Source organism: Modestobacter sp. KNN46-3 (genome assembly GCF_011039295.1).
The window spans coordinates 1-25453 of record NZ_JAAKGN010000064.1 but is presented as its reverse complement, the minus strand read 5'-3'; the positions used below and the strand labels follow the sequence as shown (position 1 = coordinate 25453).

Here is a 25453-nt window from a genome sequence, read left to right as displayed (position 1 = left end):
GCCGGCGCGGGCCGCACCCTGACCACCCGGCCCGGTGGCGGGCAGGGGCAGCGGGGTCCCGGCGATCAGGTCGGTCACACCGCCCATGGTCGGTGCGGTGGTCCCGCCCGGGCTTGGTGCGGGGTGCTCATTCACCGGGGCGCTCTTCGTCCGGGACGCCAACGCCCCCGCCGTCCAGCACCGTCCGCACCAGGCCGGCGAGGAGCGCGGCCCGGCCAGGGAGCTGGTCGGCGAGCACGTGCTCGCCGACGGCGTGCGCCCCGCCGCCGACCGCACCCAGCCCGTCCAGCGTGGGCACCCCGATGCCGGCGGTGAAGTTCCCGTCGGAGGCGCCCCCGACGGTGACCCCGGCCGGCGCCGGCAGGCCCAGCTGGGCCGACACCGCCCTGGCCAGCGCGAACAGCCCGGCCGAGGCGGTCTCCTCCAGCGGCGGCCGGTTGATCCCGCCGCGCAGCTCGAGGACCGCGCCCGGCAGCTGCGGGGTCAGCGCGCGCATCCCGGCGTCGACCCGCTCCTGCTCGGCGGCGGTGCGCGCCCGGACGTCGACGCTGAGCCGGCCGGTGGCCGGGACGGTGTTCGTGGTGGTGCCCGAGGTGAGCACCGTCGGGGTGACCGTGGTGCCCAGCGCCGGGTCGGCCAGATCGGCGATCGCCAGCACCTGGTGGGCGAGCTCGACGGTGCTGCTGATGCCCTTCTCCGGTTCCAGCCCGGCGTGGGCGGCCCGACCGGTCACCAGCAGGTCGTACATCGAGGCGCCCTTGCGGCCGGTCTTGAGCGCACCGCCGTCGGCGCTGGCCTCCAGCACCAGCACCGCGGCGCAGCCGGCGGCCTCGGTCCGGATCAGGTCGGCCGACGTCGGGGAGCCGATCTCCTCGTCCCCGGTGACCAGCACGCTCACCCCGTCCAGGTCCTCGCCCGCGGCCTGCAGCCGGGCCAGCGCGGTGAAGGCGAGCACGATGCCGGCCTTCATGTCGAAGCAGCCCGGCCCGCGCACCACGCCGTCGGTCACCGACCACGGGATCTCCGCCAGGGTGCCCAGTGGCCAGACCGTGTCCTGGTGGCACAGCAGCAGCACCCGGCGGGGGCCCGCACCGAGCCGCCAGCGCAGGTGCGTGCAGCCCTCGTGCAGGAGCACCTCCGGCTCTGCCCCCAGCGCCTTCGCGCCCAGCCGGGCCACCCGGGCCGCGCCGGCGGCCACCGCGGCCGGGTCGGCCGAGGGCGACTCGACGGTCACCAGCTCCTCGAGGTCGGCCAGCATCGCCGGCAGCAGCGCGTCGAACTCGGTGGGTCGGACGTCGTGGGGCAGCAGGTGGGTCACCGGGGGATCAGCCCTTCCTCGGGTTGGCGCGGCCGCCGGCGTGCACGTACGCGCTGCCGTCGGCCAGTTGGTAGAACGTGACCGCCGTCCAGCCCTGGGTACCCGGGGCGCGCATCGCGAACAGTCCGTCGGACACCGGCACGAGCTCGTGCTCCTGCACCGGCTGGCCGGTCGCCTCGGCCACGGCGCCGACCGCGGTCTGGCGCAGCACCAGCCCGCCGTCGCGCTCGAACACCTCCGTCTGCACCGAGCTCCGCTCGTAGGAGCCCACGTGGCGGGTGAGGTCCACCGCCGGTGGCTCGGCCGGCGGCTGCAGGCGGTCGGCCATGGTCACCCCGGCCAGCTCGGCGAAGACCTCGCGGTAGAGGTCGGCGTAGACGTCCAGCATGTCCCCGCCGTTGGTCAGCAGCGACACCACCAGGCCCTGGCCCGGGCGCTCGCCGGGCAGCACCCGCAGGAACGCCCCCTGCCCCAGGGTGCCGCCGTCGTGGCCGTGCAGCCGTGCCCCGTGCCAGTCGAACCGGATCCAGCCCAGGCCCCAGGAGTCACCGAGCGACCAGGTGTCCGGGAGGGCGGTCTGCGCGGTGGTCATCGCCGCCGCCGACTCCGCGGACAGCAGCCGGGTGCCGTCGGCGGCCACGCCCCCGCGCAGGTGTGCGGCGGCGAAGGCGGTGACGTCCCGGGCGGTGGCGTTGACCAGGCCGGCCGGGCTCAGCGAGCGGGGCAGCAGCCAGGTCGGCGACGGCTGCGGCTCGGCGCCGGGCTCGGCGGCGATGTGCCCGACGGCGGCGCGGTGCAGGATCGCCTCCTCCGGCAGCGTGGAGGTGTGGGTGAGCCCGAGCGGCTCGATGACCCGCTCGCGCAGGGCGGCGTCCCAGGTCTGGCCGGTGAGCACCTCGACCACCCGCCCGGCGAGGTTGAACCCGGAGTTGCAGTAGGAGAACGTGGCGCCCAGCGGGTGGTTCTGCGCGACGTCGGCGAGCGCGGCGACGTACTTCTCCAGCACGTCGTCGCCACGGCCGGTGTCGGTGAAGACGTCGCCGTCGATGCCGCTGGTGTGGGTGAGCAGGTGCCGCATCGTCACCCGCTTGGCGACGTCGGGGTCACCCAGCTGCAGCTCCGGGAGCGCCTCGACCAGCGGGGCGTCGAGGTCCAGCTTCCCCTCGTCGACCAGCTGCATCACCAGCGTCGTCGTCCAGACCTTGGTGATGGAGCCGATCTGGAACACCGAGTCGGTGGTCACCTCGACCCCGGTGGCCTTGGTGAGCACGCCGGTGGCGGCCTCCACCAGCTCGTCGTCGGCACCCGGGGTCACTCGCCGGATCGCCAGCACCGCCCCCGGTACGCGGTGCGCCGCGGCGAGCTCGTCCAGCCGCCGCTGCCAGTGCGCGGCGTCCAGGACGGGGCGGCTGTTCCCGTGCTGCTCCGCCCAGGCGATCAGCCGCCGGCTGTAGCCGACCCGGTGCGACGGGCGGCCGTCCAGGATGAACAGGTGTGAGCCGCCCGGGAAGAGGACCAGCTCAGTGGGGACGCGCTGGGTGCGCAGCGCGGTGAACCACTGTTCGGCCTGGCCGACCGGGCAGCGCTCGTCCGCACCGCCGTGCAGCACCAGCGTCGGCGTGCGGACCCGGTGCACGTTCGTGATCGGCGAGAGCGCCCGCACGGCGTCGGGGTCGGTCACCGGGTCGCCGTACTCCAGCGCGAGCGCCTCCCCGGCGTCGCTGGTGCCGGTCATGCTGGTCAGGTCGGCGACCACGCCGCCGGCGATCGCGGCGGCGAACCGGTCGGTGCGGCCGGTCAGCCAGCAGGTCATGAAGCCGCCGTAACTGTAGCCGGTGAGCACCAGCCGGGCCGGGTCGGCCACGCCCTCGTCGACCAGCTGGTCGACCGGGTCCAGGAAGTCGCGTTCGTCGGCGGTGCCCCAGCCGCCGACGGCGCCGGTGAGGAACCGCCGGCCGTAGCCGTCGCTGCCGCGCGGGTTGACCAGCAGCACCGCCCAGCCCGCGGCGACCAGCGCCTGGTGGTACGGGTGCGCGGCGTCGGCCACCGGCGACCAGGCGTTGTGCGGGCCGCCGTGCACGTCGACCAGCAGCGGCGCCGGCTGCGGGGTCGCCGGATCGACCAGCAGCCAGCCGTGCACCTCCGTGCCGTCGTGCACGGTGAACGTCCGGGGCTCTGGCCGGACCAGCGCCACCTCGGGGAGCGAGTCCGCCGTGTGCGTGGTGAGCCGGGTGACGGTGCCCGAGCGCAGGTCGACCACGCCGACCTCGCCGTAGCTGGTCGGGTCGGCCAGGACGACGGCGGCGACGTCGGCCCCGCCGGCCACCGACAGCCCGGAGACGACGACGTCCGCGCCGGTCAGCACCGGGCGGGGCGTGCCCGACCCGTCGACGGCGGTCGCGTAGACGTGCGAGCAGCCCCGGTCGCGGACGCAGAAGACGACGTCGGCGCCGTCCCGGGTGAGCTGCGGCAGCCCGCCGGGGTAGCCGGGACCCCCCGGCATCACGTTGCGGTCCAGCGGCGCGGCCAGGTCGCGCTCGGCGGGGACGGTGTCCAGCGGCTGGACGAGCAGGCCGGTGTGGTCGACGGAGACCGTGGGCTGGCCGGTGACCAGCAGCGCCTCGCCGTCGGCGGTCCACACCACCGGGCCGGCCAAGCCCAGGCCGTCACCGACTCTCCGGGGTGGGCCACCGGCGACGTCGACCACGTGCGCTGGGGTGCGGTGGGTGAGGTCGGCGTCGGGGTCGGTCGCCGCGGCGAACGCCAGCCGGGTGCCGTCGGGTGACCAGGCCGGTCGGCCGGCGTGCCAGTCGCCGGAGGTCAGCTGCCGCACCTCGCCGGTCGTCAGGTCCAGCACGTGCAGGTGCTGGCGGACCTCGCGCAGCAGCCCGGCGCCGTCGGCCTTGTAGCCGATCCGGGTGGTGCTGATCGGCGCGTGCTCGTCCGGGTCCGCCGGGCGGACCGGCGCGGTGAAGGCGATGCGGTCCCCGTCCGGGCTCCAGACCGGGGCACCGGCGCCGGCGGGCAGGTCGGTCACCTGCTCGGCCTCGCCGCCGTCGACCGGCAGCAGGTGCAGCTGTGGCGGCCCGTCGCCGCGGCGGAGGAAGGCGACCCGGTCGCCGGCGGGGGAGAAGGCCGGGCTGGTGTCGGCGGTGCCCCGGGTCAGCGGCGCCGGCGCGCCCCAGCCGTCGGCCGCGGCGCGGACCCGCCAGAGCGCGTGCCGGTCGGCGTCGGCAGCGGTGTCGGTGGTGCGCAGCACGTAGACGACGGCGCGCCCGTCGGGGGAGACGCTGGGCTCGCCCGGCAGCTGCAGGGCGTGCACGTCCTCGAGAGCGAGTGGTCGACCCATGGGGCGAGCCTGCTGCCCGAGCTCCGAGTGCTCTTCGTACGAGTCGACGAAGCGCTGCTGGGTGTGCTGGTGGCTGCGACCAGCGCCGGGTCAGGCCCGCTGCCGGGTGGCGAGGGTGTTGAGCAGCGCCGCGGCCTGCCGAGCGCCCGGCACGGTGACGGCGAAGCGTCGTCCGTCGCCCTGGACCACCTCGACCGCCGCACCCCCGCGCAGCACGACGGCCCGGCGCCCGTCCCGGCCCACCCGGTAGCCCCAGCCGCCGAACTCGCGCAGCGGCCGGACGTCGACGACGGTGGCCTCGGCGATGTCGGCGAGCGGTACCTGCCAGGCGGGTCGGCCCAGCGGGGAGCGCACCGTCAGCCCGCGTTCGTCGACCCAGACGCGGGCGGAGCCGAACAGCAGGCCGACGGCGAGCAACAGTGCCGGGGCCAGCAGCAGCGCCGGCGGTGCGGTGCCGATGAGGACCAACCCGCCGAGCACGAGGCCGCCGGTGCCGAGCGCGGCGAGGCCGACCGGCTCCATCGTCGCCCGGCCGGACCAGACAGCCCGCTCGCCGGGGGCGACGGGCAGCCGGGGGGCCGTCTCCGGCGGGGCGCTGGAGGCCCGTGCTGCTCCGGGAGGTGTGCCCGGCAGGAGCCGGGCGGCGGCCGCGCCGGCGAGGACGGCGAGCAGGCCGGCGACGAGGGTGGCCAGGGTGGGGGAGGGGGCCGCCGCGGGGTCGACGAGGCCGCGCTGCCCGGCGATGCTGCCGACGACGAGCCCGACGCAGAAGACGGAGATCCCGGTCGCCGAGCCGGCTGCCAGTCGGCGCTCGGGGGCGGCGACGCGCCGGGCGCGCAGGACCAGCGCCGTGCCCAGCGCCCCCAGCGCGGGGACGATGCCGGTGAGCAGCACCGTGCGCAGCGGGGCGGCGAAGCCGTCGGCGCCGTCGGTGCCCCAGTGGACAGCGACCGGCATCGGCAGCTCCGGCCGCCAGGACGCCACCAGCGCAGCACCGGCCGCCCAGACGGCCAGCGGCAGTGCGACGGCGGTGATCTCGCGGGCCCGGCGGAACGGGCTCCGTCCCCCGGTGAGGTCCATGTCGTGTCCGTGGTTCATGCCATCGCCTCTCTGACCATCTCGGTGACCTCGGTGGCGCTGAGCCCCAGGCGCCGCGCCTCCCCGACCAGCGCGTGCACCGCCTGGCGCAGCGCGGCGACCGCCGGTGCGGCGTCGGTGCGCACCTGGGCGCCGCGGCCGCGGCGGAGTTCGACCAGGCCCTCGGCCCGCAGCTCCTGGTAGCCGCGCAGCACGGTGTGCAGGTTGACCCCCAGCGCGGCCGCCAGGTCGCGGGCGCCGGGGAGGCGCTCGCCCGGGGCGATCTCGCCCACGGCGATGCCCCGCCGCACGGCCGCGGAGATCTGCGCGTGCAGCGGTGCCGGGGAGTCGGGGTCGATGCGCACCAGCACGTCAGCAATCTAACTGTTCTATGCAGACTAGAACAAGTTTGGTTGCATCCCGCGGGTCGGGAGCGGGTAGCGGCCGGTCATGACCGAGAGCACCGAGCAGCCGCAGCGCGTCGCCGTCGTCACCGGGTCGGAGTCGGGCATGGGCCGGGCGATCGCCGTCGCCCTGGCCGAGCAGGGCTGCGACGTCGGCGTCACCTGGTACCGCGACCGGGCCATGGGGGAGGAGACCGCCGAGCTGGTCCGCGGCACCGGCCGGCGCGCCGAGCTGCGGCACCTGAAGCTCACCCGGCTGCCCGGCGCCGCTGCGGTCGTCGACGACCTGGCGGACGCGCTCGGCGGCCTCGACGTGCTCGTCAACGACGCCGGGACCGGGCACATGTCGACCGTTCTGGACACCGACTACGAGACCTGGCGCACCGTGCTCACCACCGACCTCGACGGCGCCTTCCTCTGCCTGCAGCGCGCCGCCCGCCGGATGGTGGACGCCGGCCGCGGTGGCCGGATCATCAACATCACCAGCGTGCACGAGCACCTGCCCCGGGTCGGCAACGCCGCCTACAGCGCGGCCAAGGGCGGGCTCGGGCTGCTCACCCGGGTCGCCGCCCTCGAGCTCGGCGAGCACGGCATCACCGTCAACGCGGTCGCCCCCGGCGAGATCGCCACGGCGATGACCGGGCAGGAGGACGAGGACCCGACCGCGCCGGGCAAGCGCCGGCCGGGCATCCCGGTGCCCCGCCCCGGCGATGCCCGCGAGGTCGCTGCCGTGGTGGCGTTCCTTGCCTCCGACGCGGCGGCCTACGTCACCGGCGCCTCCTGGGCCGTGGACGGCGGCATGATGCAGATGGGCCCGCAGGCCGGCTCGCACCTGACGTCGGACGACTGGCGCCGCCCCTGACCGCACGAGAGAGGTGCCGGTGCCCGAGCTGGACGACGACCTGGAGACGATCGCCGAGGAGCTCTACGCCGTCGCCCCCGAGGAGTTCGTCGCCGCCCGCACCGCTGCCCGGGACCGGGCCCGCGCGGCCGGGCACAAGGAGCTGGCGAAGGCGGTCGCCGCACTGCCCAAGCCCACGACGGCGGCCTGGGTTTGCAACCTGCTGGTCCGCCGCCAGCCCGAGGAGGTCGACCAGCTGCTCGAGCTCGGGGAGCTGCTGCGGCAGGCCCAGGTCGACCTCTCCGCCGACCAGCTGCGCGCGCTGGGCCGACAGCGGAACCAGGTGGTCGCCGCCCTGGCCCGGCAGGCGCGTGCGGTCGCGCACCGGGAGGGGCACGACGTCAGCAGTGCGGTCGCCGACCAGGTGGAGAGCACCCTGCGGGCGGCGATCGCCGATCCCGACGCCGGGACGGCGCTGCGGGCCGGCCGGCTGACCACCGCCCTGTCCTACAGCGGCCTGGGGCCGGTCGACCTCGCTGGCGCGGTGGCGACCCCGATCCGCTCCGGCGGGGCGGCCCCGGCCCCGGTCCGCGGTCAGGAGGCCCGGACCGGAGCGGGCGCGGCGCCGGGCGCCGACGCGGCGCAGGGGAGGCAGGCGGAGGAGCGTCGCCGGGAGGCCGAGGAGCGTCGCCGGGAGGCCGAGGAGCGCAGCGCTCGTGAGCTGGCGCAGGCCCGGCGGGACGCCGAGGAGGCCGCCGGGGTGGCCCGGGACGCCGACGCCGCCATGGCCGCGGCGGAGCAGCAGGTGGCCGAGACGGCGGAGCGGCGCGACGAGCTCCAGGAGCGGGCTGCCCGGCTGGCCGAGGAGCTCCGCCGGGTCGAGCGGCAGGCCGGCGAGGCGGCCGGCGCGGTCGGGGAGGCCGAGCGCCGGCGGGACGCCGCGGTCCGCCGCGCGCACACCGCCGCCGCGATCCGGGACCGCGCCGCGGCGCGGGCCGAGGAGCTGGCGGACGCCGACGGGTGAGCGACGGTCAGCCGACGCCGTCGGTGCGGCCCGCCGTCCGCTGTCGTTTGCCGGCGTACAGCTCGGCGTCCGCGCGCTGCAGCAGCGCGGCCAGCGAGTCGCCGGCGCGGGCGGTCGCCGTCCCCACCGACCAGCTGATCGGGCCGCCGTCCAGTCGCTGGAGCAGTTCCTGTGCGCCCGGCCCGTCGGTGGCGGGCAGGCACAGCACGAACTCGTCGCCGCCGTAGCGGCCGAGCAGGTCGGCGGTGCGCAGCCGCGACTGCCAGTGGTCGGCCACCTGTTGCAGCAACCGGTCGCCGGCGCCGTGCCCGTCGCGGTCGTTGACCGCCTTGAAGTCGTCGAGGTCCAGCAAGGCGACCGTCAGCGGTTCGTCGCTGCGCAGTGCCCGCGCCAGGGTGCGGCCGGCCTCGGCCTCCCAGGACCGGCGGTTGGCCAGGCCGGTGAGCGGATCGGTGGCCGCATCGGTGCGCAGGGCACGGTTGAGCCGGGCGTGGGCCTCGGTGAGGAGCAGGGCGCTGACCGCGGTCATCAGCCACGGGAGCGCCGCGGTCGAGGGGAGGGCGACGGCAGCGCCCAGGCTCGCCGTCCCGACCGCCAGCCCGGCGTGGGCCCGGGCCGCGGTCAGGGAGCAGAAGTGTGCCGCGTACAGCCCGATCGCGATGAGCACCGGGCCCAGCCCGACGATGCCGACGGCCGTGACCGACCGGGAGGCGAGGAGGGCGACCAGCAGCGAGACGCCGGCCAGGGCGGTGTGCCCGCCGGCCTGCGACAGCCGGTCGCCGCGCGCGAGGAGCGCCGCCGCACCACCGATACCGACGGCGGCCAGCACCCCGGTGAGGGCCACCGGGGTCTCGGGGTGCATCGGTCGCAGCGCGCCGGCCACGCAGAACAGCCCGCCCGTCCCGTACAGCAGGGCCAACAACCCGACCCGGGCCGGGACCCGTCGGTCCGCCGTCACCTCGTCCACCTGCCGCTCCCCATGTCACCGCGTGCATCGGCGATCCGGGCAGGAGCCTGCACCACGGGCCCCCCGGGCCGACTCGTCCGGGTGATCCAACGGCGGGTCGCGGTCCCCAGGTGCTGCCGCTGTTCCAGGGCTACGGTCGGGTGATGGCCGACCTGCGCTTCTACTTCGACCCGGTGTGTCCCTTCGCTTGGATGACCAGCAAGTGGGTCCGGATGGTCGGCGCCCAGCGCGACCACCGGGTCGAGTGGCGGTTCATCTCGCTGCGGCTGCTCAACGCACACGTCGACTACGCGGCCCAGTTCCCGCCCGAGTACGAGGCCGGCCACACCGCCGGACTGCGGCTGCTCCGCGTCGCGGCCAGGGTCCGGGCCGAGCACGGCCCGGACGTGGTGGGCGACCTGTACGAGGCGCTGGGCCGGCGGGTCTTCGAGTCCGCTCCCCAGGAGGACGAGGACCGGGGGCAGCGGGGCACGGCTGAGTTCCTCGCCCCGGTGCTCGCCGAGGTCGGCCTGCCGGCCGAGCTGGCCGACGCGCTGGACGACGAGTCCTGGGACGCGACGATCCGCGCCGAGACCGACGAGGCGCTCGCGCTGACCGGCAAGGACGTCGGCACCCCGATCCTGCACTTCCAGCCGCCGGAGGGCGTGGCCTTCTTCGGCCCGGTGATCAGCCGGCTGCCGTCGGAGGAGGAGGCCGTCGAGCTGTGGGACCACGTCGTCGGCCTGGCGAGCTTCCCCGGCTTCGCCGAGCTCAAGCGCAGCCTGCGCGAGCGGCCCCAGCTGCCCGCCTTCGGCGTGACCCCCGGCGAGGCCGGGCAGCAGGAAGACTGGCACGGGGGCAGTCGCCGGCAGCACCGCTGAGCCGGCGCGGACGACCCTGCCACGCTGGCTCCGGACGTCCGGCTTCCGCCGCTCGGAAGTCGGGGTGACAGCGGGGCGCGCAGATGACAGAACCGGCAACGACGACTCACCGACGAGACGAGGCACACATGGCACTGCTCGAGGACGGCGCGTGGCGCGGCAAGATCTGGACCGGTTCCTGGACCGACGGCAGCGGTGGCACCTACACCGCGGTCGAACCGGCCACCGGTGCCGAGCTCGGTGAGGTCGGCAAGGCGACCCCCGCCGACGTGGAGAAGGCCGGCGCCCGCGCCGCCCAGGCCCAGCGGGAGTGGGCCGCGCTGCCGTTCGAGCAGCGCGCCGCGGTGCTCCGCCGGGCCGGTGACCTGCTGACCGAGCACGCCGCGGAGATCAAGGAGTGGCTGGCCCGGGAGTCCGGCGCCATCCAGCCCTTCGGCGACTTCCAGGTGCACACCAGCGCCCAGGAGTGCTACGAGGCCTCCGCCCTGCCCAGCCACCCCTACGGTGAGCTGCTGCGCAGCGGCTCACCCCGGCTGTCGTTCGCCCGGCGGGTGCCGGCCGGCGTCGTCGGGGTGATCGCGCCGTTCAACGTGCCGACCATCCTCGCCATCCGGGCGATCGCGCCCGCGCTGGCGTTGGGCAACGCGGTCGTCCTGAAGCCCGACCCGCGCACCGCCATCTGCGGCGGGGCGGTGTTCGCCCGCGTCTTCGAGGAGGCCGGGGTGCCCGCCGGGGTGTTCCAGGTCCTGCCGGGCGGTGCCGACGTCGGGCAGGCGCTGGTCACCGACCCCGCCGTCCGGGTCATCGCCTTCACCGGCTCCACGAAGGCCGGGCGCTCGGTCGGCGCGCTCGCCGGTCAGCACCTGAAGCGGGCCCACCTGGAGCTGGGTGGCAACTCCGCGCTCATCGTGATGGGCGACGTCGACGTGACCGCCGCGGCCTCGGTCGGCGCGTGGGGCACGTTCGCCCACCAGGGGCAGATCTGCATGGCGACCAGCCGCCACCTGGTGCACGAGTCGATCGCCGAGGAGTACACCGCCATCCTCACCAGCAAGGTCGAGAACCTGCCGGTGGGGGACACCTGGCGCGACCAGGTGGCGCTCGGCCCGATCATCGACGCCGGCCAGCGCGACCGGGTGCACGGGCTGGTCACCGCCAGCATCGACAGCGGGGCCACGGTGCGCACCGGAGGCACCTACGAGGGGCTGTTCTACCGGCCGACCGTGCTCGGCGACGTGCCCGTCGACTCCCCGGCCTACCAGGAGGAGATCTTCGGCCCGGTGGCACCGGTGACGCCGTTCTCCTCGCTGGACGAGGTGGCGGCGATGGCGGCCGGCACCGAGTACGGGCTGTCGCTCGGCATCCTGACCCGCGACGTCTACGCCGGCCTGCAGCTGGCCGAGCGGATCCCGTCCGGACTGGTGCACATCAACGACCAGACGGTCAACGACGAGGCGGTGGCCCCGTTCGGTGGGGTGGGCGCCTCCGGCACCGGCTCCCGGCACGGCGGCCCGCAGGCCAACATCGAGGCGTTCACCGAGACCCAGTGGGTCACGCTGCGCGGGGACCTGCCGGCCTACCCGTTCTGACCCTCCTGCACGACGACGGCCCCGGTACCGCAGCAGCGGTACCGGGGCCGTCGTCGTCAGGCAGGGTGCAGGTCAGGCAAGGTGCAGGTCAGGCAGAGTCGCGCCCGGTGACGTCGACCGGCTCGCCGAGGTGCCGCCGACCACCGGTCTTGGAGACCTCGAAGTCCGCGCCGAGCTCCTCCAGGGCCAGCCGGCCGTACACCTGCTGCTGGGTGGCGGTCCGCTGCGAGCGGCCACGGCCCAGGAAGCTGACCGCCCAGTGGATCACCGTGGTGAACCGGTTCTTGAAGCCCACCTGGTACATGATGTGCACCGCGAGCCACAGCACCCAGGCGAGGAAGCCGCCGAACTGGAACTTCCAGGTGTCGGCCACCGCGTGGAACCGCGAGATGGTCGCCATGCTGCCCTTGTCGAAGTAGGTGAACTCCGGGGCGGTGGGCCGGCCGGCGAGCCGGGCCTTGACGGCGTCCGCGGCGAACTTGCCGCCCTGGATGGCGACCTGGGCGACGCCGGGGAGCCGCTTGAGCGAGATCATGTCGCCGACCACGTGCACCTCGGGGTGGCCCGGCAGCGTGAGGTCGTCCTGCACCGAGATCCGGCCGGCGCGGTCGACCGCGGCACCGGACTGCTCGCCGAGGATCTTGCCCAGCGGGCTGGCCTGCACGCCCGCGGCCCAGATCTTGGTGGCGGCGTGGATGCGGCGCTGGTGGCCGTCGCCGTCCTTGACCACGATGCCGTCGGCGTCGACGTCGGTGACCATCGCGCCCAGCTGGACCTCGACACCGATCTCGTTGAGCTGCTTGTGCGCCTTCTCGCCGAGTTTGTCGACGAACGGCGGCAGCACCTTCGGTGCCGCGTCGAGCAGGATCACCCGGGCGCTGGTCGGGTCGATCCGGCGGAAGTCCTTGCGCAGCGTGCGGCGGGCCAGCTCGGCGATCTGGCCGGCCATCTCGACGCCGGTCGGGCCGGCGCCGACGACGACGAAGGTCAGCAGCCGGTCGATCTCGGCCGGGTCGGTGGCCAGCTCGGCGAGCTCGAAGGCGCCGAAGATGCGGCCGCGCAGCTCGAGGGCGTCGTCGATGCTCTTCATGCCGGGGGCGAACTCGGCGAACTGGTCGTTGCCGAAGTAGGACTGCCCGGCGCCGGCGGCCACGATCAGCTCGTCGTACTCGTGCACCGTGGTGCGGCCGAGGACGGTGGAGGTGACGGTGCGGGCGGCCAGGTCGATGTCGGTGACCTCACCGAGCACCACGCGGGCGTTGGCCTGGTCCCGGAGGATCTCCCGGGTGGCCGGCGCGATCTCCCCTTCGGAGAGGATGCCGGTCGCCACCTGGTACAGCAGCGGCTGGAAGAGGTGATGGCTCGTCTTGGCCACGAGCGTGATGTCGACCGGGGCCTTCTTCAGCTGCTTGGCGGCGAAGAGACCGCCGAAACCTGATCCGACGATGACGACCCGGGGGCGACGTCCGGTCGGCTGGGTCACGGTGGTCACACTGGCTCCTGATGTCGTCATGATGACTGATCCTCCCACTACTGCTCTGGAACGTGCGGGGGCCCTCCGCTACGGGGCGCCGTCGTCCCGGACACAGTCGGCATCCACATGAGCAGCATGGAGGCGAACGGTGTTCCCGTCGCGGTGTGCGTCCCAGGTCTCGGTCTGGACGAACGGTCCTGGGCGCGGGTCCTGCGGCGGACCCGCGGGGTGGTGGTGCGGCTGCCGGGCATGGGTGTCCGGGGGCCGGTCGGCACCCTGCCGCAGCTGACCGACCAGCTGTTGGCGGCGCTCGGACCGGGCCGTTGCGTGCTCGTCGGTCACTCGCAGAGCTGTCAGGTGGCTGCTGCTGCCGCCGCGCGGGACGCCCGGGTGGTCGGCGTGCTGCTGCTCGGCCCGACCACCGACCCGCGGATGCGCCGGATCCCGGTGCTGGCCGGTCGCTGGGTGCGCACGGCGGTGCGCGAGCAGTGGTGGCAGGTGCCGTCCATCGTCGCGCAGTGGCTGCGGACCGGGCCTCGGGACATGACCGCGCTGTGGCGGCGGACCGCGCCGGACCGCATCGACGAGCGGCTGCGCCGGGTGGACGTGCCGGTGGTCGTCGTCCGTGGGGAGCGTGACGCGCTCTGTCCCCGGGACTGGGCGGTGCGCCTGGCCGGGTCGTCCCCTCGCGGCCGGTTCGTCGAGCTGCCGGGCGCGGCGCACATGACGCCGCACACCCGCCCGGACGACGTCGCCGGCCTGCTGGCCGGCCTGCTCGCCGAGGTGCACGAGGAGCAGGCCGGCTGACCTCCGGCGGCTACCTGCGGCTGGAGCGGGACCGCGTCCGACGCGCGGAGACCCGGGCCTCCCGGCCGACGAGGGCCTCGGTGAGCAGGCCGATGCCGATGCCCAACATCCAGACGTCCTTGGCGATCGGCAGCCCGTCCTGGGTGGGGGCCACGCTCTTGCCCGGCTTGGTCATCCCCGGGGTGCGCAGGTAGAGCCCCAGCAGCCCGGCGGAGAAGCCGGTGAGCACGGCGCCGGCGACCGCCGTGGGCACGAACGGGGTCAGCAGCAGCGCGCCGATGGTGATCTCGGTCGTCGACAGCGCCTTGGCGAAGGTGGTCGCCGGGACCTTCTTCAGCGCCGGGTAGGTGCCGGCGGCGAAGCCGTGGAGCCCGGCCGCGGTGGCCTCGTCGGCGGCGCGCTTGCCGAGGCCGGAGTTGAGGATGAACGCCCCGGTGGCGATGCGCGGGGCGATCTCGCTGGGGGTGATGGGCAGGCGCATGGCGACCTCTACTCGTCTACGGGTTTGCTGAAGTGCTCAACATCATCGTCGCGGTCGCCGGGCGGTCGCGCGACCGGAGGTCGCCCACGAGAACGGGTCGGGGGCGGTCTCAGCAGTGCTGAGACCGCCCCCGACCCGGGATGATCAGCGGCCGGTGCGCCCTCGGCCGCGGCCGGCCCCGCTGGGGGCCTGCCCCGCCCGGGCAGCGAGCTCGGCGCGGGTGCGCGCCGGGCCGGCCGAACGGGTCTGCCCGCCGCGTCCGCCACCGGACGACGCCGCCGGTGCCGCGCCGCCACCGCCACCGGAGCGCCGACGACGGCCGCCGTTGCCGCCTCCGCCGGTGCCCTGCGGCTGCGGGGCCGGTGCGGGGGCGGGCTCGACGTACGGTGCGGCCGGGCCGGTCAGCGCGGTGATCTCCCGGGCGCCGGGCTTGATCGCCGACACGTCGGGGGTGATCCCGGCCTGGCGGGCCAGGGTGCGGACCTCGCCGGCCTGGTCGGGGGTGGCGATGGTGACCACGATGCCGCCGGCGCCGGCGCGGGCGGTGCGGCCCGAGCGGTGCAGGTAGGCCTTGTGCTCCGAGGGCGGGTCGACGTGCACGACCAGCGCGACGTCGTCGACGTGGATGCCGCGGGCCGCGATGTCGGTCGCACACAGCACCCGGGTGTCGCCGTTGCTGAACGCCTCGAGGTTGCGCTCGCGGGCGTTCTGGCTGAGGTTGCCGTGCAGGTCGACGGCGGGCACCCCGGCGGCGGTCAGCTGCTTGGCCAGCTTCTTGGCCTGGTGCTTGGTGCGGGTGAACAGCACGCTGCGGCCCAGCCCGGCGGCGAGCTCCTGCACGATCTGGCCCTTGTCGGCGGCGTCGACCCGGAACACGTGGTGGGTCATCGTCGAGACCGGCGCCACGGCCGGGTCGACCGAGTGCGTGGTCGGCCGGTCCAGGTAGCGCTTGACCAGCACGTCGACGCCGTTGTCCAGGGTGGCGGAGAAGAGCAGCCGCTGGCCGATCTTGGGGGTGCGGTCCAGCAGGCGCTTGACGCCGGGCAGGAAGCCCAGGTCGGCCATGTGGTCGGCCTCGTCGAGGATGGTGATCTCCACGGCGCCGAGGTCGCAGTGACCCTGGCCGATGAGGTCCTCCAGCCGGCCGGGGCAGGCGATGAGCACGTCGACCCCGCCGGCGAGCGCCTGCACCTGCGGGTTCTGCCCGACACCACCGAAGACGACGGTCGACCGCATGCCCAGCGCGCGGGCCAGTGGGTCGACCACGGCGGCGACCTGGTTGGCCAGCTCGCGGGTCGGCACCAGGATCAGCGCGCGCGGCCGCTTGGGCTGGCGCTTGGTGGTGGAGGAGGCGAGCCGGGCGACCAGCGGGATGCTGAAGGCCAGCGTCTTGCCCGAGCCGGTGCGCCCGCGACCGAGCACGTCCCGGCCGGCCAGGGTGTCCGGCAGCGTGGCGACCTGGATCGGGAACGGCGCGGTGATGCCGCTGGCGGTGAGCACCTCGACGAGCGGGGCGGGCACGCCGAGCTCGGCGAAGGTGGTGTCGGTGGGCAGCACGGTGGGGACGTCGCCGGTCGGCACGACCGGGGCGGCCGGCACGTGCTCGTCGGCGCGGGGGGCGGTCGGCTGGCCCTCCGGACGGGGACCGGCGCCACGGCCACGGCCGCCACGACGGCGGCGGTTGCCCTCCGCGCTGCCCTCGGCCGGCGGCGCGGCGGGGGCGCGGAAGGCCGGGGAGCTGGTGCTCGACGCGGGGGCGGCGGACGGACGGGTCGCGCGACGGCGCGGGCGGTCAGCGCTGTCGTTCTGGGCAGGGGGGAAGGAGTTGGTCATCTGGGGGTCCTCAACACTCCGGTGGCCACCGTTCGTCCACCGCGGGCGGGGCCACCGCAGGGGGCCGCATCGCTGGTCCGGGTCGGACGTCGGGTCGCCGGCGCGCCTCGGTGGCGCAGCCTCGCGCCGACGTCGAGTCCACCTGCTCTCGGATGAGCGGGGGGCGGCGCCGGTGTCCCTCACTCTGCCAGACCCGGCCGGTCACCGGGCGCAGGCGGGGGAGGGACTGGTCACATCGGGGTGTCCGGCTCCCCGGTCACTGCCCGGTCGGGTCGGTGGAGGTGTCGGCTCGCTGCGAGGGTGAGCTGAGCACCGAGATGCCCCCCTTGGACTCGAAGACCGCGAGATGGACCTCGCTGACGTCCGAGATCCCCTGCTGGCGGAGCAGGGCGGCGAGGTCCACGTCGAGCAGGCCCGCGCGGCGGAGCTTGTGCCGGTCCACCTCGCCGTCCCGGATGAGCACGTGCACCCGGGGGTCGATCGCGCGGTGCACCCCGGGCAGGAACCGCAGCCGGCTGACCGCTGTGTGCACGACCGCCAGGGCCAGCAGGGCGAGCGCCCCGGTCAGCCAGGGCGTCTGCGAGGAGGTGGCGGTGCGTCCGACGATGGCGCCGATCGCCACGGCCACGATGAAGTCGTAGGGGGTCATCTGACCGACGGTGCGGCGTTCGCTGAACCGGAGGACCAGGAGCGCGGTCAGGAAGAGGAGCACGGCCTTGAGAGCGGCGTACCCGGCGGCAGCGGGGTCGCCGAGGAGGACGTCGGAGAGGGGCATGCCCTGGCCATGCCCCCGGTCGAGCCCGGCCATGTCCGGATGTGACCTGCTCGCCACGGCCGGGCGCTCCTCAGCGGTGCCGGCCGTGCACCAGGCCCATCACCCGGGCGAGCACGTCGGCGGCGCTCGCCGGCCGGCCGAAGCTCATCAGGTCCACCGGCAGCCCGACCCGCTGCCGGGTGATCGCCTTGGCCCGGGCGAACTCGCGCAGCCCGTCCTCGCCGTGGATCCGGCCGAACCCGCTCTCCCCGACCCCGCCGAACGGCAGCGCCGGCACCGAGGCGAAGGTGAGGACCGAGTTGATCGAGGTCATCCCGCTGCGCATCCGGCGGGCCAGGTCCATCGCCCGGTCCGTCGACCCGCTGAACACCGAGCCGCCCAGCCCCATCGTGGAGTCGTTGGCCCGGCGCAGGCCCTCCTCGGCGTCGGCCACCTCGGCGATGGTCAGGGTCGGGCCGAAGGTCTCCTCCCGGACGGCGGCGGAGCTCTCCGGCACGTCGAGCAGCACGGTGGGGGCGACGAACCCGCCCTCGACGGTCGCACCGGTCACCGCCCGTCCGCCGGCGGCCACCGCGTCGTCCAGGTGCCGGCGGACGACATCCGTCTGGCTCGCCATGGTCATCGGGCCGTAGGCCGCCGCGTCGTCCGAACCCGGCCGCAGCGCGGCCGTCCGGCGGGTGACCTCGGCGACGAACCGGTCGTAGACGGCGCTGGTGGCGTAGACCCGCTCGATCCCGATGCAGGTCTGCCCGGCGTTGCTCATCGCCCCCCACACCGCGGCGTCGGCGGCGGCGCTGACGTCGGCGTCGTCGTCGACGATCATCGCGTCCTTGCCGCCGCACTCCATGAGCACGGGTGTGAGGGTCTCGGCGCAGGCGGCCATCACCTTCCGGCCGGTGGCGGCCGACCCGGTGAAGGCGAGCTTGTCGACCCCGGCCCGGCAGAGGGCGGCACCCGTCTCCCCGAACCCGGTGACCAGCTGGAGGACGTCGGCGACGTCGGGGACCGCGGCGTGCCAGGCATCGACCAGCCAGGCGCCGACCGCGGGGGTGAACTCGCTGGGCTTGAAGACGACGGCGTTGCCGGCGGCCAGCGCGTAGGCGATCGAGCCCATCGGGGTGAAGACGGGGTAGTTCCACGGTCCGATCACGCCGACGACGCCCAGCGGCTGGTACTCGAGGTACGCCGCGTGGTTGGCCGCCAGCATCCCGGCCTTGACCCGACGGGGGCCGAGGGTCTTCTCCGCGTGCCCGGCGGCCCAGGCCAGGTGGTCCACGGCGAGGGTGATCTCCAGGATCGCGTCGGCGCGCGGCTTGCCGTTCTCCCGGTGCACGAGGTCGGCCAGCTCGTGCACCCGTCGGGCGAGGTGACCGCGGTAGGCCGCCAGCCGGAGCTCGCGTTCGGCGGAGCCGAGCGCGGCCCATCTCTCGGCGGCCCGGTGCGCCCGGGCGACGGTCTCCCGGACGGCGTCGGCGTCGTGGACCGGGAACACCTGGACGACGCCGCCGGTGGCGGGGTCCGTCGACTCGAAGGTCTCGGTCGTGTCGTGGCGGGCCACCGTCCCGGCGGTGCTGCCCGGGACACTGGCCGACTCCTCGCTGAGCGGCATGTGAGCCAGGTTACTGGGCGGTATGCCGTGCCGAGCGGTGCGGTGACAGGCGAGTGGCTGAGGTCACGAAGCGTGAGGTGGGTCGCTGGCGTGAAAGAGAAGCGCCTGGTCAGGCCGTGATCGTGAGCGATCCGGTGGACCACGACGCGGCCCACTGTCACTCAATGTGATGAACCTAGATCATCTCGGCGTTTGATCAGGGCCTGTTCCGGGGACATCACCAACCGCTTACTGGAGACGCCAGGACGCACGACGGTCCGCCGTCGACACGAGGAGGCACACATGATCTGGAACATCATCGTACTGATCGTCATCGGCGCCATCGCCGGGTTCATCGCCCGCGCCGTCATCCCCGGCAAGCAGGACCTCGGCATCGGTCTGACGATCGTGCTCGGCATCGTCGGCTCGCTGGTCGGCAACCTGCTCGGCAGTCTCCTCACCGGCGACGGCTTCGAGATCGGCACCGCCGGCATCATCGGCTCGATCATCGGCGCGATCATCGTGCTCGGGATCTACGTCATGACCACGGGGCGCAAGAACATCTCACGCTGACGGGAGCCTGAACTCCCTGACAGACGTCGAGGGCCCGGCCGCACTGGCCGGGCCCTCGACGTCTGTCCGGGCACGTCCCCGACGCGCTCCTCCGGCATGCTGCCCGGGTGCCCACCCCCGCCGAACTGCGCCGTCGGGTGCTGGCTGCCTGGACCGACTCCCCGGCCCGGTTCCGGGAGGACGCCAACGCCGAGGAGGATCTGGTTCGCGGCGGCTACCGCGACCGGCTCCTCGTGGAGCTTGCCCAGAACGCCGCCGACGCGGCGAGCCGGGCCGGGGTCCGGGGGCACCTCCGGCTCGACCTGACCGACGGCGTCCTGCGGGCCGCCAACACCGGGGCGGCGCTGGACGACGACGGCGTCCAGGCGCTGGCGACCCTGCGGGCGTCGGCCAAGCGGGACACCGGCGACACCGTCGGCCGCTTCGGCGTCGGCTTCGCGGCCGTGCTCGCGGTGACCGACGAGCCCGCCGTCCTGTCCACCGACCGCTCCGTGCGGTTCAGCGCCGCCGACACCCGCACGGCGATCGCCGCCGTCCCCGCCCTCGGGCCCGAGCTGGCCCGCCGGGGCGGTGCCGTCCCGGTGCTGCGTCTGCCGTTCGAGATCGACGGCCGGCCCGCGGCCGGGTTCGCCACCGAGGTCGTGCTGCCGCTGCGGCCGGACGCCGTCGCCGCAGTGCGGACGTCGTTGCAGTCACTGGAGCCAGAGGTGCTGCTGGCGCTGCCCGCGCTGAGCCGCGTCGACGTGGTGCTCGACGGCCGGGTCCGCACCTCCACCCGCGAGGACGACGGCACACGGGTCCGGCTGGCCGGCGAGGACACGGTGACGACCTGGCAGCTGGTGCAGCGCACCGGTGAGCTGCCGGCGGCGCTGTTCACCGACCGGCCCGTCGAGGAGCGCGAGCGCCGCCGGTACGCCGTCACCTGGGCCGTCCCGGTCGACGACGACGGGGTGCCGCTCCCGTTGGCCGGCCGGCAGGTGCTGCACGCGCCGACCCCCAGCGACGAGCCGCTGTCGCTGCCGGCCCGGCTGATCGCCCCCTTCCCCCTGGGCCCGGACCGGCGGCACGTGGCCCCCGGTCCGGTGACCGACGCACTCGTCGAGGTGGCAGCCGACGGCTACGCCGACCTGCTCGCCACGCTGCCCGCCGACCCGGTGCTGCTGCAGTTGGTGCCGGCGGTCGGGCTGGCGGCTGCCGACCTGGACGCCGCGGTGTGCCGGGCGGTGCTCGACCGGGTCACCGCGACCTCGTGGCTGCCGGCCGCCGACCCGGAGGAGCCGCCGCTGCGCCCGGACCGGGCCGTGGCGCTGGACGACCCGACCGACGACCGGGTCGCCGCCCTGGTCGGCGTGCTCCCCGGCCTGCTGCCCGCCGGCTGGTCCCGGCGTACCGACGCCCGGGTGCTGGCCGCCCTCGGCGTGCGGCGCGCCGGGTGGGCCGACGTGGTGGAGGCAGTGCGCGGGGTGCGGCGGCCAGGGGAGTGGTGGGCCCGGCTCTACGGCGCGCTGGACGGCGCTGACCGGGACGAGCTGGCCGCCCTGCCGGTGCCGCTGGCCGACGGGCGGACGGCGCAGACCCCGGCCGGTGTGCTGCTCGCCGACGAGTCGCTGCCCGCTGCGCGGCTGGCTCCGCTCGGACTGCGGATCGCCGACCCCGCCGTGGCGGCCGGTCCGGCTCGGCGGGTCCTGGAGCGGCTGGGTGCGCGGCCGGCGACCGCAGCCGCGGTGCTCGCCGACCCCGACGTGCGCGCGGCGGTGGAGAGCTCGCTGGACCGGGCCGACGGCGGTGCGGACGTCGAGCCGCTGGCCGTCGCCGTCCTCACCCTCGTCGTCGCCGCGGCGCCGGCCCCCGGGGAGCTGCCGTGGCTGGCGGAGCTGGCGCTGCCCGACGACGACGGCGGCTGGACGCCCGCCGGGGAGCTGGTGCGCCCGGGGTCGCCGCTGGCCGACGTGCTCGCGCCCGGGGCGCTCGGCGCGCTCGACGTGGAGTTCGCCCGTGGCCAGGACGTGGACGCCCTGCGCGCGGTGGGCGTGCTGGACACCTTCGCCCTGCTGACCGCCGAGGACCCCGACGACCTGGACGTCGACCGGGTCGAGGAGTGGGTGGACGCCGTGCTGGACCGACTGCCGGCCGATGCGCCGCCGCCGGAGTGGCCGGTGCTCACCGCGGTGCGCGACCTGGAGCTGGTGCGCGACTGGGAGTCCGCGCTGCCGCTCCTCGCCGCCCTGCCGCCGGCCGCCCGGGCCGACCTCGACCTCGGCGGCACCGTCGTCCCCGGCTATCTGCGCTGGTGGCTGCGTACCTCGCCGGTCCTCGACGGAGCGCGGCCGGCCCGGCTCCGCGCTCCGGGCGCTTGCGACTTACAGGGACTGTACGAACCGGTCGGCGACCTCCCCGACGCCGTGCTCGACCTGCTCGGCGTCCCGGCCACGGTGGCCGACGTGCTGGCCGACGTCGACGACGCGATCGACCTGCTCGACCGGCTCGGGGACCCGGCGCGCACGGTCTCCCCGGCGGTGTTGCGCACGGTGTACGCCCAGCTCGCCGACGCGCTGGACGGCGTGGACGTCGACCCGCCGGCGGGAGTCCGGACCGCTCCGGCCCAGGTCAGCGACGCGGCGGTCGTGCTGGACGCCCCGTGGCTACAGCCACTGGTCTCATCGGCCGTGGTGCCCGCCGGTGGCCGCCCCGACGCGGTCGCCGACCTGCTGGACGTGCCGCTGGCCAGCGAGCAGGTCGCCGCCCGGGTGACCAGTCGCCCGGCCCGGACCGTCGGCTGGGCGGAGGTGCCCGGTGCCGGGTTGGCCGCCGCCCGGTTGGGGTTGACCGCGCTGACCGGGTCGGTCGCCGTGCACCCGACGCTGACCGTGACCGGTGGGGTCGAGGTGGCCTGGTGGCCCGGTGCCGACGTCGACGCGGTGGACGGGACGCCGGCCGCCCTGGGCCGGGCGCTGGCCTGGCGGGCCGGCGCCTGGCCGCTGCGGCAGGCGCTGGCCGAGGCGTTCGCCCACCCGCACCGCGCCACCGAGCTCGCTGCCGAGGACGCCGTCGCGCCCCCACCGGACCCCTCTCAGTAGTAGCGCGGGATGGCCTGCGCGCCGGGTGCGTGGCCGTGCCGGCTGTCCGGGCGCGGACCGTGCCCGGTCGCCCGGCCCCCGGCGCGCGGTGCCCGCTGGTGGGCCAGCCACGCCTCGTGCAGGGAGAGCCAGTGCGCGGCCGTGAGGTCCGCGGCTCGCGAGGTCGGCGACAGGCCCTCGGCGTGCAGCCAGCGGACCCCGGCGGTGCCGGGCAGCAGGCCGCGCAGCACCGCGCCGAGCGCGGGCTGCCGGCTGGCGCCGGGTGCGGCGAGCACCGCGTGCGTCAGCCGGTCGAAGCCGTCGTGGGCGTCGTCGGCGAGTTGGCCGCGGGCCGCGCCGGCCGGGCCGTCGACGGCAGGGGTGGGTCTTGACATGGAGGACCTCCGGGAGGGCAGCGGGCAGCCCGCGACATCGGCGCGGGCACGCCGGGAACGGGGGAGGAGCGGTCGCAGCCGGTCGCTGGACCGGCGGACGGCGGGGCTGCGTGACAGCGCCCGCGGATCAGCTCAGGAGGTGCGCAGCCGCAGCCGCAGCGAGGTGTCGCCCATGTCGAGGACGGTAGGGACGTCGTCCGGGGCCGTCCAGCCCTTTTCGGCTCAGGAGGCCGGGCGGTCGTCTGCGGTCTCGGCCCGGGCCGTCCGGTCCTGGGCGGCGCGCGCCTTGGCGGCCTGCCGCGCCTGGTGGGCGGCGTAGCGGGCGGCGTCCTTCTCCCGGCGGGGGGCGTTCTTCTCCCACTTGACCTTGCGCCGTCGGGCGCGGGCGACCTCGCGCGCCTCGAAGTCCGGGTGCTGCGACCAGGTGCTGGACAGCTGGACGACGACGACCGCCGCGCCACCGAAGATCAGCACGACGGCACCCAGGATCGCGTCGGTGCCGAAGGCCAGCACGGTGAGGGCCACCCAGACGGTGCCGGCGACGACGGTCCGCTTCGACATGCGGGCCAGTATCCGCCTGTCGGCTGTGCGCCCGGCGCGGCCTCACCGATCCGGTGCCGTCCGGAGAGGCCGGGGTCCGGTGGACCGAGCATGCTGAGGACATGTCCGACCGATCCGGCCCACCGTTCCGTGCCGACCACGTCGGCAGCCTGCTCCGCCCTCCGGCGCTGCTCGACGCCCGGGAGCGGTTCGCCGCCGGGGCGATCGACGCCGCCGAGCTGCGCGGGGTCGAGGACGAGGCGATCGCCGACGTGGTCCGCATGCAGGCCGACGTCGGCCTGTCGACCGCCACCGACGGCGAGTTCCGCCGGGCGTCCTGGCACATGGACTTCATCTACGCGATCAACGGCATCAGCAAGGTCCGCGAGAACATCGAGGTCCACTTCAGGAACGCCGACGGCACGATCGACTTCACCCCGGCCGGCCTGCGGGTGGACGGGGCGCTGTCGATCGACGAACCGATCTTCGGCTCCGACCTGGCCTTCCTGCAGTCGCAGGTGCAGCCGGGGCAGACGGCGAAGTTGACCATCCCGTCGCCGTCGATGGTCCACTACCGGGGCGGTGCTGCGGCGATCGACCCGGCCGTCTACCCCGACGAGGACGGCTTCTGGGACGCCCTCTCGGCCGCCTACCGCCAGCAGGTGCAGGCGGTCGCGGCCCAGGGGTGCACCTACCTCCAGCTCGACGACACCAGCCTCGCCTACCTCAACGACCCGGCGCAGCGTGCGGAGCTCGCCGAGCAGGGACGCGACGCCGAACACCAGCACGAGCGGTACATCCGGCAGATCAACGCAGCCCTCGCCGGTCGGCCCGACGGCCTCACCGTCACCACGCACATGTGCCGCGGCAACTTCCGGTCCTCCTGGGTCGCCGAGGGCGGGTACGACTTCGTCGCCGAGGCGCTGTTCGGCGGGCTGGAGGTGGACGGCTTCTTTCTGGAGTACGACGACGCACGCTCGGGTGGCTTCGAGCCGCTGCGGTTCGTGCCGCCGGGAAAGCGCGTCGTCCTGGGGCTGGTCACCAGCAAGCGGCCGGAGCTGGAGCGCAAGGACGACCTCAAGCGCCGGATCGACGAGGCCGCGCGGCACGTGCCGCTGGAGCAGCTGGCGCTCTCGCCGCAGTGCGGCTTCTCCTCGACCGTGGAGGGGAACGCGCTGACCCGCGACGAGCAGATGGCCAAGCTGGCCCTGGTGGTGGAGACGGCGCAGGAGGTCTGGGGCTGACACGCCCGGTCCGTGGGACCGCTCCCTCGGCGTGGCGACGCGCGCCACGCCGGAGGCCCCTTGTGCCCAACCGACCTCTTCCCTAGCGTTCGCGGTGCGGTTCAACCACCAGCCGCGACCGAGTCCACATCGCTCGGCGCACGAGACCGGTCGGCGGCGCCGCCGGTCGCGCGAGCTACGCCGGAGGTCCGCATGACCGCACTCAACGTCGCCATCGACCCCACCCGCATCGACGTCCGCGCCGCCACCTCGTCGGCCGGCTGCACCGTCTCTGTCAGCGGTGAGGTCGACTCCGCCACCGCTCCCGGGCTGCGCGGCTGCCTCCTCGAGGTCCTCGAGCGCCCGGGCACCACGACCGTGGAGGTGGACCTGCGCGGGGTCACCTTCCTCGACTCCGCCGGGCTCTCCGCCCTGGCGACCGCACACCGGTCGGCTCAGGCCGGTGGCCGCGACCTGCGGATGCGGTGCGGCACCACGCGCGCCGTCGCCCGGCCGTTGCAGATCACCGGCCTGTGGGACGTCTTCACCATCATCGACTGACCGGCGCAGGGCACGGCGCCGATGACCGAGTACACGTGGCGCGGTCCGTTCGCCGACGCCGACGTCAACGTGCTGCACGCCGAGGGCTTCGGGCACCCGGTGCTCGCCGACGCCTGGGGCGCCCAGCTGGAGCGGCACAGCCTCGGCTGGGTCACCGCCGTGCAGAGCGGCGAACTGGTCGGCTTCGTCAACGTCGCCTGGGACGGCGGGGTGCACGCCTTCCTGCTGGACACGATGGTGCGGGCCGACCGGCGCCGGACCGGGATCGGCCGGGCGCTGGTCGAGACGGCGGTGGCCGGGGCGCAGGCGTCGGGCTGCGAGTGGCTGCACGTCGACTTCGACGACCACCTGCGCGGCTTCTACCTGGACGAGTGCGGCTTCACCCCGACCGGCGCCGGCCTGGTCCGACTCCGCTGACCACCAAAATGGCCATTTTGGTGGTCAGGACGGGTCAGGTCGCGGGGTCGCGGTCGGGGTAGCGGGCCCGGACCAGTGCGTACACGCCGAACGCCATGAAGCCGACGGCGACCGCGGTGAGCAGCCACCGCCCGGTGGGGACGCCGCCGATCGCGTTCATCGCGCCGTCCAGGCCGGTCGCCGTCGACACGTCCCGGGTCGCCGCCGCGTACACCAGCAGACCGCCGGAGACGGTGAAGGCGATGCCCTTCGCCACGTAGCCGAACGAGCCCAGCCGCTCGATCAGTGGTTCCCATCGGTC

Annotated in this window: 23 protein-coding genes; 10 read left to right on the top strand and 13 right to left on the bottom strand. The window is 75.3% G+C overall.

The genetic code is table 11. The annotated features are described in order from the left end of the window. Positions 1-127 precede the first annotated feature (127 nt). The 4 genes from G5C62_RS14645 to G5C62_RS14630 form a co-directional block, all read right to left on the bottom strand. Positions 128-1318, bottom strand: a complete 1191-nt coding sequence (locus G5C62_RS14645) for a M20 family metallopeptidase (RefSeq protein ID WP_241175903.1) — start codon at positions 1316-1318, stop codon at positions 128-130. Positions 1319-1325: 7 nt separating this feature from the next. After that, on the bottom strand, positions 1326-4667 hold the full coding sequence (locus tag G5C62_RS14640; protein ID WP_164701565.1) for a serine hydrolase: 3342 nt from the start codon (positions 4665-4667) through the stop codon (positions 1326-1328). A 90-nt stretch (positions 4668-4757) separates the two neighbouring features. Further along, positions 4758-5765, bottom strand: a complete 1008-nt coding sequence (locus G5C62_RS14635) for a DUF1648 domain-containing protein (protein ID WP_164701564.1) — start codon at positions 5763-5765, stop codon at positions 4758-4760. Next, complete coding sequence (locus G5C62_RS14630; protein ID WP_036336271.1) at positions 5762-6115, bottom strand: GntR family transcriptional regulator; 354 nt, start codon at positions 6113-6115, stop codon at positions 5762-5764. Before G5C62_RS14630 ends, G5C62_RS14635 begins: the two co-directional genes overlap by 4 nt. Before the next feature lie 79 nt (positions 6116-6194). Between G5C62_RS14630 and G5C62_RS14625 the strand changes: the two genes are divergently transcribed. Then, complete coding sequence (locus G5C62_RS14625; RefSeq protein WP_164701563.1) at positions 6195-7010, top strand: SDR family oxidoreductase; 816 nt, start codon at positions 6195-6197, stop codon at positions 7008-7010. Between the two features lie 19 nt (positions 7011-7029). Then, positions 7030-8013, top strand: a complete 984-nt coding sequence (locus G5C62_RS14620; protein WP_164701562.1) for a hypothetical protein — start codon at positions 7030-7032, stop codon at positions 8011-8013. A 7-nt stretch (positions 8014-8020) separates the two neighbouring features. Here G5C62_RS14620 and G5C62_RS14615 read toward each other — a convergent pair whose 3' ends face one another. After that, positions 8021-8971 (bottom strand): GGDEF domain-containing protein, encoded by a 951-nt coding sequence (locus G5C62_RS14615; protein ID WP_206330649.1) that lies wholly within the window; start codon positions 8969-8971, stop codon positions 8021-8023. A 152-nt stretch (positions 8972-9123) separates the two neighbouring features. On the opposite strand from G5C62_RS14615, the gene G5C62_RS14610 reads away from it, so the two are divergent. Next, positions 9124-9840 carry a hypothetical protein gene (locus G5C62_RS14610; RefSeq protein WP_036336911.1) on the top strand — a complete coding sequence of 239 codons (717 nt, stop codon included), beginning with the start codon at positions 9124-9126 and terminating at the stop codon, positions 9838-9840. A gap of 128 nt (positions 9841-9968) precedes the next feature. Next, the gene (locus G5C62_RS14605; RefSeq protein ID WP_036336907.1) at positions 9969-11429 is read left to right on the top strand and encodes a benzaldehyde dehydrogenase; all 1461 of its coding nucleotides are present in this window, start codon (positions 9969-9971) and stop codon (positions 11427-11429) included. Positions 11430-11517: 88 nt separating this feature from the next. Here G5C62_RS14605 and G5C62_RS14600 read toward each other — a convergent pair whose 3' ends face one another. Continuing rightward, the gene (locus G5C62_RS14600; protein WP_241175902.1) at positions 11518-12921 is read right to left on the bottom strand and encodes an NAD(P)/FAD-dependent oxidoreductase; all 1404 of its coding nucleotides are present in this window, start codon (positions 12919-12921) and stop codon (positions 11518-11520) included. Between the two features lie 108 nt (positions 12922-13029). Between G5C62_RS14600 and G5C62_RS14595 the strand changes: the two genes are divergently transcribed. Next, positions 13030-13710 (top strand): alpha/beta fold hydrolase, encoded by a 681-nt coding sequence (locus tag G5C62_RS14595; RefSeq protein ID WP_081975428.1) that lies wholly within the window; start codon positions 13030-13032, stop codon positions 13708-13710. Between the two features lie 10 nt (positions 13711-13720). On the opposite strand, the gene G5C62_RS14590 is transcribed toward G5C62_RS14595, so the two are convergent. From G5C62_RS14590 to G5C62_RS14575, 4 genes are all read right to left on the bottom strand, one after another. Next, positions 13721-14191 carry a hypothetical protein gene (locus tag G5C62_RS14590; protein ID WP_036336903.1) on the bottom strand — a complete coding sequence of 157 codons (471 nt, stop codon included), beginning with the start codon at positions 14189-14191 and terminating at the stop codon, positions 13721-13723. 144 nt (positions 14192-14335) lie between these two features. Next, a complete protein-coding gene (locus tag G5C62_RS14585) occupies positions 14336-16024 on the bottom strand; it encodes a DEAD/DEAH box helicase (RefSeq protein ID WP_206330648.1) in 1689 nt (562 codons plus the stop codon). A 256-nt stretch (positions 16025-16280) separates the two neighbouring features. Then, complete coding sequence (locus G5C62_RS14580; protein WP_081975334.1) at positions 16281-16832, bottom strand: DUF421 domain-containing protein; 552 nt, start codon at positions 16830-16832, stop codon at positions 16281-16283. Positions 16833-16869: 37 nt separating this feature from the next. Then, complete coding sequence (locus G5C62_RS14575) at positions 16870-18408, bottom strand: aldehyde dehydrogenase family protein (protein ID WP_164701559.1); 1539 nt, start codon at positions 18406-18408, stop codon at positions 16870-16872. A 282-nt stretch (positions 18409-18690) separates the two neighbouring features. On the opposite strand from G5C62_RS14575, the gene G5C62_RS14570 reads away from it, so the two are divergent. Beyond that, complete coding sequence (locus G5C62_RS14570) at positions 18691-18960, top strand: GlsB/YeaQ/YmgE family stress response membrane protein (protein ID WP_036335797.1); 270 nt, start codon at positions 18691-18693, stop codon at positions 18958-18960. A 107-nt stretch (positions 18961-19067) separates the two neighbouring features. Continuing rightward, positions 19068-22037 (top strand): sacsin N-terminal ATP-binding-like domain-containing protein, encoded by a 2970-nt coding sequence (locus G5C62_RS14565; protein ID WP_164701558.1) that lies wholly within the window; start codon positions 19068-19070, stop codon positions 22035-22037. Here G5C62_RS14565 and G5C62_RS14560 read toward each other — a convergent pair. After that, positions 22031-22411, bottom strand: coding sequence for a hypothetical protein (locus G5C62_RS14560; protein ID WP_164701557.1), 381 nt, complete (start codon positions 22409-22411; stop codon positions 22031-22033). The two genes, G5C62_RS14565 and G5C62_RS14560, sit on opposite strands and share 7 nt — an antisense overlap. Before the next feature lie 222 nt (positions 22412-22633). After that, the gene (locus G5C62_RS14555; RefSeq protein ID WP_036335794.1) at positions 22634-22972 is read right to left on the bottom strand and encodes a hypothetical protein; all 339 of its coding nucleotides are present in this window, start codon (positions 22970-22972) and stop codon (positions 22634-22636) included. Positions 22973-23073: 101 nt separating this feature from the next. On the opposite strand from G5C62_RS14555, the gene G5C62_RS14550 reads away from it, so the two are divergent. The 3 genes from G5C62_RS14550 to G5C62_RS14540 all read left to right on the top strand — a co-directional run bounded on the left by G5C62_RS14550 (position 23074) and on the right by G5C62_RS14540 (position 25152). After that, positions 23074-24195 (top strand): 5-methyltetrahydropteroyltriglutamate--homocysteine S-methyltransferase, encoded by a 1122-nt coding sequence (locus tag G5C62_RS14550; RefSeq protein WP_164701556.1) that lies wholly within the window; start codon positions 23074-23076, stop codon positions 24193-24195. A gap of 192 nt (positions 24196-24387) precedes the next feature. Beyond that, entirely contained in the window at positions 24388-24735 is a 348-nt protein-coding gene (locus G5C62_RS14545) for an STAS domain-containing protein (RefSeq protein WP_164701555.1), read from the top strand. Between the two features lie 21 nt (positions 24736-24756). After that, positions 24757-25152 carry a GNAT family N-acetyltransferase gene (locus tag G5C62_RS14540; RefSeq protein ID WP_036335792.1) on the top strand — a complete coding sequence of 132 codons (396 nt, stop codon included), beginning with the start codon at positions 24757-24759 and terminating at the stop codon, positions 25150-25152. 34 nt (positions 25153-25186) lie between these two features. Here G5C62_RS14540 and G5C62_RS14535 read toward each other — a convergent pair. Continuing rightward, positions 25187-25453, bottom strand: a 267-nt coding sequence (locus tag G5C62_RS14535) for a DUF1206 domain-containing protein (protein WP_164701554.1), incomplete at its 5' end; no start/stop codon positions are given.

What these genes read in the sequence shown, in the direction of transcription:
- G5C62_RS14595 (WP_081975428.1), top strand. Translation starts at nt 13,030, where the DNA reads ATGAGCAGCATGGAGGCGAACGGTGTTCCCGTCGCGGTGTGCGTCCCA.
- G5C62_RS14555 (WP_036335794.1), bottom strand. Translation starts at nt 22,972, where the DNA reads ATGTCGAAGCGGACCGTCGTCGCCGGCACCGTCTGGGTGGCCCTCACC.
- G5C62_RS14640 (WP_164701565.1), bottom strand. Translation starts at nt 4,667, where the DNA reads ATGGGTCGACCACTCGCTCTCGAGGACGTGCACGCCCTGCAGCTGCCG.
- G5C62_RS14545 (WP_164701555.1), top strand. Translation starts at nt 24,388, where the DNA reads ATGACCGCACTCAACGTCGCCATCGACCCCACCCGCATCGACGTCCGC.
- G5C62_RS14560 (WP_164701557.1), bottom strand. Translation starts at nt 22,411, where the DNA reads ATGTCAAGACCCACCCCTGCCGTCGACGGCCCGGCCGGCGCGGCCCGC.
- G5C62_RS14570 (WP_036335797.1), top strand. Translation starts at nt 18,691, where the DNA reads ATGATCTGGAACATCATCGTACTGATCGTCATCGGCGCCATCGCCGGG.
- G5C62_RS14605 (WP_036336907.1), top strand. Translation starts at nt 9,969, where the DNA reads ATGGCACTGCTCGAGGACGGCGCGTGGCGCGGCAAGATCTGGACCGGT.
- G5C62_RS14625 (WP_164701563.1), top strand. Translation starts at nt 6,195, where the DNA reads ATGACCGAGAGCACCGAGCAGCCGCAGCGCGTCGCCGTCGTCACCGGG.
- G5C62_RS14610 (WP_036336911.1), top strand. Translation starts at nt 9,124, where the DNA reads ATGGCCGACCTGCGCTTCTACTTCGACCCGGTGTGTCCCTTCGCTTGG.
- G5C62_RS14590 (WP_036336903.1), bottom strand. Translation starts at nt 14,191, where the DNA reads ATGCGCCTGCCCATCACCCCCAGCGAGATCGCCCCGCGCATCGCCACC.
- G5C62_RS14575 (WP_164701559.1), bottom strand. Translation starts at nt 18,408, where the DNA reads ATGCCGCTCAGCGAGGAGTCGGCCAGTGTCCCGGGCAGCACCGCCGGG.
- G5C62_RS14580 (WP_081975334.1), bottom strand. Translation starts at nt 16,832, where the DNA reads ATGGCCGGGCTCGACCGGGGGCATGGCCAGGGCATGCCCCTCTCCGAC.
- G5C62_RS14550 (WP_164701556.1), top strand. Translation starts at nt 23,074, where the DNA reads ATGTCCGACCGATCCGGCCCACCGTTCCGTGCCGACCACGTCGGCAGC.
- G5C62_RS14540 (WP_036335792.1), top strand. Translation starts at nt 24,757, where the DNA reads ATGACCGAGTACACGTGGCGCGGTCCGTTCGCCGACGCCGACGTCAAC.
- G5C62_RS14635 (WP_164701564.1), bottom strand. Translation starts at nt 5,765, where the DNA reads ATGAACCACGGACACGACATGGACCTCACCGGGGGACGGAGCCCGTTC.
- G5C62_RS14585 (WP_206330648.1), bottom strand. Translation starts at nt 16,024, where the DNA reads ATGACCAACTCCTTCCCCCCTGCCCAGAACGACAGCGCTGACCGCCCG.